A 7,529-nucleotide genomic window follows, 5' to 3' on the forward strand; every position below is an offset into this window, starting at 1 on the left:
AACGTCTTAAGTTTAACTCCAATCAGGCAACTTAATGTTTTGTTACATAGATTGGTTTTTTCCCGCCTATCTACTTATCACGAGTGTAAAAAGCTTGGCAAAGACCAGTCAAATCGGTTCCCGGCGGCACGTTACCCATACCGTAAGCAGTGGAAATCATCTCACTGGTATTAGTCTGAATCATCTGAAAGGTGCACCAAGTATACGTAGGAGGCGGGGGCGCAGTAGCAATGTATAAAGGAAGGAGAAACATATCAATCACTAAATATAAACTTTATACCAAGACCCATGATTACAAACGGCTTAAGCGCGTTAACTATCATGCCGGGAAGACAAAGCTGCTGAAACTCTAAGCCAGAACTTATCTGAAAGCAGCCGTCACCGATGTTATCGAAATAGGCTTGCTCAGCAGCAGTAGGATTAACTATGTCGATCGGAAACTTCTGGCTCATTTGAAATGAAAGCGGCACCGGCGCAGGGCAACTCAAACCAGAAGCGATCGCCCCAGGAGTCTGAGCCAAGATCAGAAAAAGTCCCAGGGCAGTGACACCCAAAAACTTGGCATTCTCCAAAATAGTGCGGTGACGCGGCTTCATCCGCAATTTGCCGGCGGCTAACTGCGATTGGATAAATTTATCAAAACACTCTACACCCATAAACTCTTGAAGCATCGCCAAAGTAGCACAGTGGCGCCCAATAAACAAAATTGACTTTTCAATATCAAGATGAAGTATCGGGCGAGGAACCGTAATCGGTCCATATATATAACGTTTAAAAAATTCCACATCTTGACGTTGACGAACAAACTTTAATTCTCCAAAAACAAAACCATTAAGAAATTCAGGAAAATCAGAAACAGAACAATTAGCTAACTCTTTCATAATCGACTCAGCACGGTCACGTTTGAACTCAACCTCAAGTCGATCATAATCTATCCCATTTATATTTTTCTCATAAATCCTAACAAAGCGACTAGACTCACGAGAGCCTAAATATACAGTTGTAAAATCTTTAGTACTACCAGTATTAGAAATCCTACGCACAGTACGATAGCCAAAAAGAAGACCATCCTCAACAAAAGATTCCCAGTTACGCATTGACAATCTAGGAACACCCAAAGGAAAATCTAAAGCAATATCAATTCTATTGGCAATAAATTCTAACTCAAATTGACAAGAATATAAAAGTTCAGAAACTTGATGAAAATTCAAAGTAGAAACTAAAGAACCTTTCAAATCAACATAGTAAGCATAAGGTTCATCAAAAGCACCGGAAGCAGGATAACGCATAGCCATTAAACTACCTTGAAATTCATAAGCTTCATGCCAAATCTTATTTGCAAACATGAAATTAGTATCTCTAGGGTCTTTTGACTGTTGCTCTTTTTTTTCAAAAGGCAAACCAATAATTTCTTGAATTTGCTTAAGAATACTAGGACGGTAACTTAAAACTTGAAAGCGCAGCCAATCAATACTAATATTTCGAGGTAAGTGTTCCATACTACTTAAACATTTGAACTGGTAAATAAAACGAAGTTAAAAAACAAATCAACGCTATCAAAAAACTTCTAGGCAAAAACATATTAGTCATAACTGAACTAAGAAACCAAAAGATTAAGCCAATAAACACCCTCCACATTATTTTATACCCATCTTTAGTCTGCTTGTCCAACTTATCCCAAATGAGACATTCTCTAGTAATTCGTAAATCCAACTTTTTCAATCCAGGATAACTAGCAGCAGGAAGCATATTCCATAAAGGAATTAGCTTTTTTTGAAAAATATGAGGCCCTGGAAAAGGAATATCGCCCTGTAATTTCCAAGCAACAAAAGGATAATTGTTACTAGCTTCATAAATCCGCTTTTTCTTAAATCTATCAGCTTTATAATATTGGTCTAATTTCTGTTCAATCTCATCAAAAGTATGTCCTTCATCAAGAAGGTCTTGGGCTGAAAGTTCAACTGAGCAAGCAGAGTCAATTATATAAGGCTGATAGCCAAAACTCTTATCAAGCGAGACTTTATCGTCTTGCTTCTCAACAATACTCCGGACAGTTTTTAAAGAGGAATGCGATCACAATAAAATAGAGAAGTGAAAAAAGTGAGTGCAATCTGAACCCAAAATCAACAGAAAAAAAGGCACTCTTTTAGGTTAAGCTATAAAAACACACAAGCTCAACAGATTGCCTTATGAAGATTATTGAATCGATCTTACAACAAATGCCAGGGATTAGTCAACCCCAAAAGAAGTTTTTAATCACTTTATTTTCAACTATTTTGCTGGTCTATGGTAAGGTCAACTTCACGAATCTCAGTCGTTATAGTTATTTGAGCGAAAAAACCTACCGTCGTCACTTTCTCAAAAGCTTTAATTTTCCACAATTTAATCAATATTTCCTCGAATCTGCCTTAAATCCTGAACACACAGTCATTGCCGTTATCGATGGTTCTTTTTTAAGAAAAAGTGGCAAAAAAACTGACGGTAAGGGTTATTTTTATAATGGTGTAGCGGGGAAATCGGAACAGGGGTTGGAAATTTCTGTAATTTCTATTGTCGAAATTGAGACTCGTTTATCTTATAGTTTAAGTGTACAACAAACTCCATCACGCCCTCAAATAAAGCCTGCGAAAAAGCTGCCCCAAAAACCGAAGAATAGCTGGTCAAAAAAATCTCGCAAAAAACCTGACTTTCAAAGCTCAACGCCTGACATCACAAGAGTTGATGACTATGCACAACATCTAAAGAATACTCGTTGTTACTTCCCAACTTCTGTACGTTATTTGGTGGCTGATGGCTATTACTATCGCTCTAAATTCTGGGATGCTGTGCGGGACTTGAATTTAGACTTTATTGGCAAGTTAAGAAGTGATGCTAACCTACGCTATCTCTATACAGGTGAACAAAAGAAACTGGGAGCTCCACGTAAATATGATGGCAAGGTTGACTGCCATGATTTGAGTCGTCTTAATTTCGTTAAATACCTAAAACCGGGAGTTTCATTATATACATTGATTGCGTGGAGTTGTTGTTTAAATTGCCCAATTTGTTTGGTTTGTATCTCTGAAGTTCAAGCCAACGGCAAAATCAAAAATGCTTTATTGTTTAGCACTGATATTCACCTACCACCTGAGCAAATTCTTGAATATTATCAGGCTCGCTTCCAGATTGAATTTATTTTTCGTGATGCCAAGCAATTTACAGGATTGTCTGATTGTCAAGCTCGTCATTTACCACGGCTTGATTTTCACTTTAATGCCAGTCTAATTGCCTTAAACTTAGCTAAACATCAACTCTCTAGTTGTCATTCATCTGCCAAGTCGTTTGTGTTTTCTATGGCCTCTTATAAACGTCTGGAATTCAATAAGCATCTACTTTCTACCTTTATTGATAAGTTAGATTTAGACCCGGATTTGATTTTAAATCACCCTAACCTTCCTTCAGTCTTGTCTTATGGTACTCTGGCTGCTTAAAAACTGTCCGGAGTATTGTCTCAAGAAGTCCAAAACTATCATAAATTCTAAAAGTGTGAGCATCCAGGGCGCTAATAATTCCTTTCCAATGCTTGGTAGCCAACACCCAAACTTTAATAGGATTCTTACGAACTATTGGGTCCCTGAACCATACCTCGAATTCACTAGGCATAAACAAATGACAGTCCTTAAAAAGTAAACGCTCGTTGCCCAATTGTTCACTCCACACAGTCGTACCCTCAGCATACAGAATTTCAGAACAAATCTGATGAAGCGAGGAATGGACTTGAGTAGGATATTGCGCTGCATACACTATATGCTGGCACATTTTACGGTTGTTAGCTACTGCGTTAAAGGCTTCAGCCGGTAAAGTCCAGGACTGTGCGCTAGGAGCGTACAAACCCATTTCATCAAGAAGGATTACAGCCCTGCGAATTTGAAGAAATTGAGCAAAATTTTTATTGCTGGATACATAATAAATAATACCTTTGGGTATATTATTCCAAAGCCATTTTAAGTTATTAATTTTACAGTAATAAGCAAGACAAAGCGGGTCAAGATTAAAATTAGTAACAAGTCTTAGCTTATACTTTTCAGCTATCCGCAATCCGTGCTGCAACATCAATAAACTCTTGCCCCGCCCAGGAAGCCCATATATAGCAGTAAAAGGCAAAGTAACCTCCTTTAAATTAAAAGGCGATCGCCAAGCACTCGCGATCGCCTTATCGAAAAATTACACTCCGAAATCTAGACGCGACTTAAAACCATGTTCAGAACACGGAGCGTAACCATGAAACCCATCGGAGCCAACGCGACCCCGAAGGCGGCCAATCCAATACCGTCAATTGCTCGAATCATGTTAATTGCATTGGTCACACCAGAAGCAATACTAGCAGCAGCACCAGCAGCAGCATCAGTACCGGCACCACCAGTAGCAGCAAAAGCACCGCCAGCAGTTAAAACAGCTCCCCCAACAGCTAAAGCGGCACCGGAAACAGCAACAGATTGAGCTGCTTTGTTGTTCTCAACTTTCCAAAAAAGTTCATTAAGCTTACGAACTTGCTCAGGGTCAATGGATGAAAAAATCTCATCTTGCACTCGGTCTTGAACTTGAACCATGTTTGTCACCCACTAACTAAAAAGACTAATGAATTGAGAAAACCAGGGGCTAGATACCAATACCGCAACCCTGAAACGGTATCTTGCAGCAGCATTAACTACTGAATCAATAAAGTCTTTCATCAATCAATAAACCTCTTAGCTAACACAATAAACGCATGGGTAGAGGTAGCAGCTAAAGCAGCTTTCATTGCCCAATCCATTGAAAATTTAATCACAGGCTTAATATCTTCTTTGATGAAATTCATCGCCTCAGCAGCACTACCTGGAATGCTCGGAGCAGCCATCAAGTAAACCGAAAGAAAAACAGCACTCCACATAGTTAAGACCTCATTCTTATAGCTATGCCAAAAGCACAGGCAATCGCCATACTGCCAAAGTGGTCGGCAATAAAATCTTGAGTTGACAACCGCATATTTTCGGCAAATTGTTCGGGCGAACCAAGAACAGTCGATATTCTTTCCACTGCTTGAGCTCCAGTAATCCGATCGCCTGCTACTGCAAAGCTGAAAGTATCGCCCAAAAACCAAAAACCACAACCGAGAATAATAGAAAGTGCGGCCAAACGGCAAGAATGACAACCATTAAATCGATAGGCATTCATTAGCACCTCAATCAATCAATAAACAGCCGAACTATCCGAAGAATCAAGGCAAGGCAAAAAAACTGAGTTAGTAAAATAAACAAATTTGACCACAAAAATTCAACAATTAAAGCAATCAAACTATCATTACTGTGCTCCATTGTTGTGGTCAGAAGTGTCGTCATCTTCTACCTCTTCTTCGCCATCGCGAGAAACTTTAATTTTCGACCACTGATTGCGCGTAATGTTAAAAAGAGCAAAATAGTCTTTGAATACATCATTAGGTGTAGCAGCAACCGCCTTAATCCAGCCGTCCCAATAAGGAGTTGGATTATTACCATTGCCAACCGCAGCGGGCTTAAGAGCCAAAACAAAACTGTAATATTCTCCTTCAAGCAACTTACTAATATTGAGTGAAGGGGTAACACCAACTTTGCAATTGTAAGGATTTGCAACATCCGACATCACCATATCAAGCGGAGTCTCTACAGAAGTTACACCGTTATATTTTGTCAACGGCATCTGACCCGTCTGCAAATATGGCAAAAACAAAAACGCTTTATTGTTGCCGGAAGCATTCAACTCAGAACCTCCCCACCGCCCCCAACACAAAATCACGGGATAGCCCGGAACATTGGTTGTTTTCATTCCTTGCCGAGCATTCGTCTCAGGACCAGTATCTCCAACCCTAAGAATGCTCGAAATTAACTCACGACCTTCTTTAGTTACAGCCATTATCTAGAATTCTCCTTGTAGCGACGCCACATTTTGTCACGCCAAGATTCAGAAGGAGCAGGGGATGGGGTGACGGTAGGTTTGGGCGGGGGAGTATAAACAGGTTTTGGTTGAGGAGTCGCAACCGGTGGCGGTGGCGGCATTGTCGTAGTGCTTGCGGCGATCGAAACCGCTAAAATCAGTTCAATCATTTTGTTGCCCAATCAATAAATCCATCTTCGGAGGGATAGATGGTCAACACAACAGTAATCACACTTATCTTTTTGGAAACCCATTGCTTTAAATAAAAGTGTTTACTAATATCTAAGTAATGAATTGAGAAAGCTTATGAGTAGAGTTGATGTATTTGTATTAGCAGTGTTATCTCGAAAAAATAAACTCTCTCTGTCACAAATTGTAGAAGAGGTAAGAAAAATCAATTTAGCTAAGCCACCGTCAAGAATTGGAATTTACAAAAGATTAAATGTGTTAGGAACTCAAAATTTAGTGGGTTTCGAGTGGAAACAAGGAGAGAAAATATACATAATTTCTGAAGAAGGCCGAGAAATAATTAGTGAATTCATCAATCAATTAATGGGAGTATCAGCATGAATCAAAATCAAATCAAGTGGTTAGCAACGTTATTAATGGTAATTGACCACGTAGGTTTTTTGCTAGAAATAGAGCCAATGAGAATTATTGGCCGCTTAAGTTTTCCACTGTTTGCATGGGTTCTAGTTCAAAATTGGAAACGACGAGACGCAGACAGTAGTGCTAAACCTTTAATCACGAGATTACTGCTATTTGGAATAATCAGTCAAATCCCATACATAATGCTATTCAATAAATTAGATTTTAATATATTGATTAGCTTTGCACTGGTTGTAATAACATTTACGCAAATCCACAAAGCTCAAGCAAATAGAAAACTCATAATAATGATACTAGGATTAACAGCAGCTCAGTTATGGGGAGTAAGCTACGGCTGGTATGCAGTCGCTTGCCCGCTGCTAATGATTAACCTCAAAGGCAAAGGCGATCGGATGTGGTGGATTAGTTGGTGTCTGGTCAACGGAGTATATGCAATAACATCAGGTTACTTACTTCAAATATTTGCAATGTTGACGCCGCTGATATTGGCTTACCACGACCCAGCCAAAGACAAAAAACCAAGTGCGATCGAGAAAAGATTTTTTTACTACTTCTATCCTATCCACCTGGCAGGATTAGCGGCAATGAGAACAATATTATAATTCTAAAAAATTACTACATATAGTGTTTGTAAGCAGTGATATGCAGCTTCATTAACACTATATAGTTTCAATCCCTGATAGGGTTTTAGGTTGGTTGTAACGCATCCAACACACCGAATCATAAATTATCAAGCTGGTTTCAATCCCTGATAGGGTTTTAGGTTGGTAAATTGTCAGACTGCGATTTTTTCAATCCCTGGTAGGGTTTTAAGCGACTACTACACACAGCCGCCACCAACCACATATATATTAGCACTGGGGATTCGTCTTACACGAGTCTGAACTTCCTGCTGTTCAAAAGTTTCAGACTTTCTTGACACTCCCTGCGCTGAAGCAGCAGGGATTCTAAAGAAACTACCAAAAGGTAATTCTTGAAGGCGCTGTCAAAAC

Annotated in this window: 10 protein-coding genes; 3 read left to right on the forward strand and 7 right to left on the reverse strand. The window is 39.3% G+C overall.

Annotated features, from left to right (window positions below):
* Positions 1–254: 254 nt before the first annotated feature.
* Positions 255–1,499 (reverse strand): replication initiation factor domain-containing protein, encoded by a 1,245-nt coding sequence (locus QUA03_RS27795; RefSeq protein WP_333216803.1) that lies wholly within the window; start codon positions 1,497–1,499, stop codon positions 255–257.
* 690 nt (positions 1,500–2,189) lie between these two features.
* On the opposite strand from QUA03_RS27795, the gene QUA03_RS27800 reads away from it, so the two are divergent.
* Positions 2,190–3,470: a transposase gene (locus QUA03_RS27800; protein WP_333216805.1), complete on the forward strand. Its 1,281-nt coding sequence runs from the start codon at positions 2,190–2,192 to the stop codon at positions 3,468–3,470.
* Here the strand turns inward: QUA03_RS27800 and QUA03_RS27805 are convergent.
* The 6 genes from QUA03_RS27805 to QUA03_RS27830 all read right to left on the reverse strand — a co-directional run bounded on the left by QUA03_RS27805 (position 3,427) and on the right by QUA03_RS27830 (position 6,098).
* Positions 3,427–4,143 carry a hypothetical protein gene (locus QUA03_RS27805; RefSeq protein ID WP_333216807.1) on the reverse strand — a complete coding sequence of 239 codons (717 nt, stop codon included), beginning with the start codon at positions 4,141–4,143 and terminating at the stop codon, positions 3,427–3,429. The genes QUA03_RS27800 and QUA03_RS27805 overlap by 44 nt on opposite strands.
* Before the next feature lie 74 nt (positions 4,144–4,217).
* Positions 4,218–4,589 (reverse strand): hypothetical protein, encoded by a 372-nt coding sequence (locus QUA03_RS27810; RefSeq protein WP_333216809.1) that lies wholly within the window; start codon positions 4,587–4,589, stop codon positions 4,218–4,220.
* Positions 4,590–4,711: 122 nt separating this feature from the next.
* The gene (locus tag QUA03_RS27815; RefSeq protein ID WP_333216810.1) at positions 4,712–4,909 is read right to left on the reverse strand and encodes a hypothetical protein; all 198 of its coding nucleotides are present in this window, start codon (positions 4,907–4,909) and stop codon (positions 4,712–4,714) included.
* A 2-nt stretch (positions 4,910–4,911) separates the two neighbouring features.
* The gene (locus tag QUA03_RS27820) at positions 4,912–5,193 is read right to left on the reverse strand and encodes a hypothetical protein (RefSeq protein WP_333216813.1); all 282 of its coding nucleotides are present in this window, start codon (positions 5,191–5,193) and stop codon (positions 4,912–4,914) included.
* A 126-nt stretch (positions 5,194–5,319) separates the two neighbouring features.
* Positions 5,320–5,907 carry a hypothetical protein gene (locus tag QUA03_RS27825; RefSeq protein ID WP_333216814.1) on the reverse strand — a complete coding sequence of 196 codons (588 nt, stop codon included), beginning with the start codon at positions 5,905–5,907 and terminating at the stop codon, positions 5,320–5,322.
* A complete protein-coding gene (locus tag QUA03_RS27830; RefSeq protein ID WP_333216816.1) occupies positions 5,907–6,098 on the reverse strand; it encodes a hypothetical protein in 192 nt (63 codons plus the stop codon). The genes QUA03_RS27825 and QUA03_RS27830 overlap by 1 nt, the downstream gene beginning before the upstream one ends.
* Positions 6,099–6,234: 136 nt before the next feature.
* Here QUA03_RS27830 and QUA03_RS27835 point away from each other — a divergent pair, with 136 nt between their 5' ends.
* Entirely contained in the window at positions 6,235–6,498 is a 264-nt protein-coding gene (locus tag QUA03_RS27835; protein WP_333216819.1) for a hypothetical protein, read from the forward strand.
* Positions 6,495–7,139 carry a TraX family protein gene (locus QUA03_RS27840; protein WP_333216821.1) on the forward strand — a complete coding sequence of 215 codons (645 nt, stop codon included), beginning with the start codon at positions 6,495–6,497 and terminating at the stop codon, positions 7,137–7,139. Before QUA03_RS27835 ends, QUA03_RS27840 begins: the two co-directional genes overlap by 4 nt.
* Positions 7,140–7,529: the final 390 nt, after the last annotated feature.

Source organism: Microcoleus sp. S36b_A4 (assembly GCF_036700645.1).
Lineage (GTDB): Bacteria > Cyanobacteriota > Cyanobacteriia > Cyanobacteriales > Microcoleaceae > Microcoleus.

What these genes read in the sequence shown, in the direction of transcription:
- QUA03_RS27795 (WP_333216803.1), bottom strand. Translation starts at nt 1,499, where the DNA reads ATGGAACACTTACCTCGAAATATTAGTATTGATTGGCTGCGCTTTCAA.
- QUA03_RS27800 (WP_333216805.1), top strand. Translation starts at nt 2,190, where the DNA reads ATGAAGATTATTGAATCGATCTTACAACAAATGCCAGGGATTAGTCAA.
- QUA03_RS27810 (WP_333216809.1), bottom strand. Translation starts at nt 4,589, where the DNA reads ATGGTTCAAGTTCAAGACCGAGTGCAAGATGAGATTTTTTCATCCATT.
- QUA03_RS27815 (WP_333216810.1), bottom strand. Translation starts at nt 4,909, where the DNA reads ATGTGGAGTGCTGTTTTTCTTTCGGTTTACTTGATGGCTGCTCCGAGC.
- QUA03_RS27820 (WP_333216813.1), bottom strand. Translation starts at nt 5,193, where the DNA reads ATGAATGCCTATCGATTTAATGGTTGTCATTCTTGCCGTTTGGCCGCA.
- QUA03_RS27825 (WP_333216814.1), bottom strand. Translation starts at nt 5,907, where the DNA reads ATGGCTGTAACTAAAGAAGGTCGTGAGTTAATTTCGAGCATTCTTAGG.
- QUA03_RS27830 (WP_333216816.1), bottom strand. Translation starts at nt 6,098, where the DNA reads ATGATTGAACTGATTTTAGCGGTTTCGATCGCCGCAAGCACTACGACA.
- QUA03_RS27835 (WP_333216819.1), top strand. Translation starts at nt 6,235, where the DNA reads ATGAGTAGAGTTGATGTATTTGTATTAGCAGTGTTATCTCGAAAAAAT.
- QUA03_RS27840 (WP_333216821.1), top strand. Translation starts at nt 6,495, where the DNA reads ATGAATCAAAATCAAATCAAGTGGTTAGCAACGTTATTAATGGTAATT.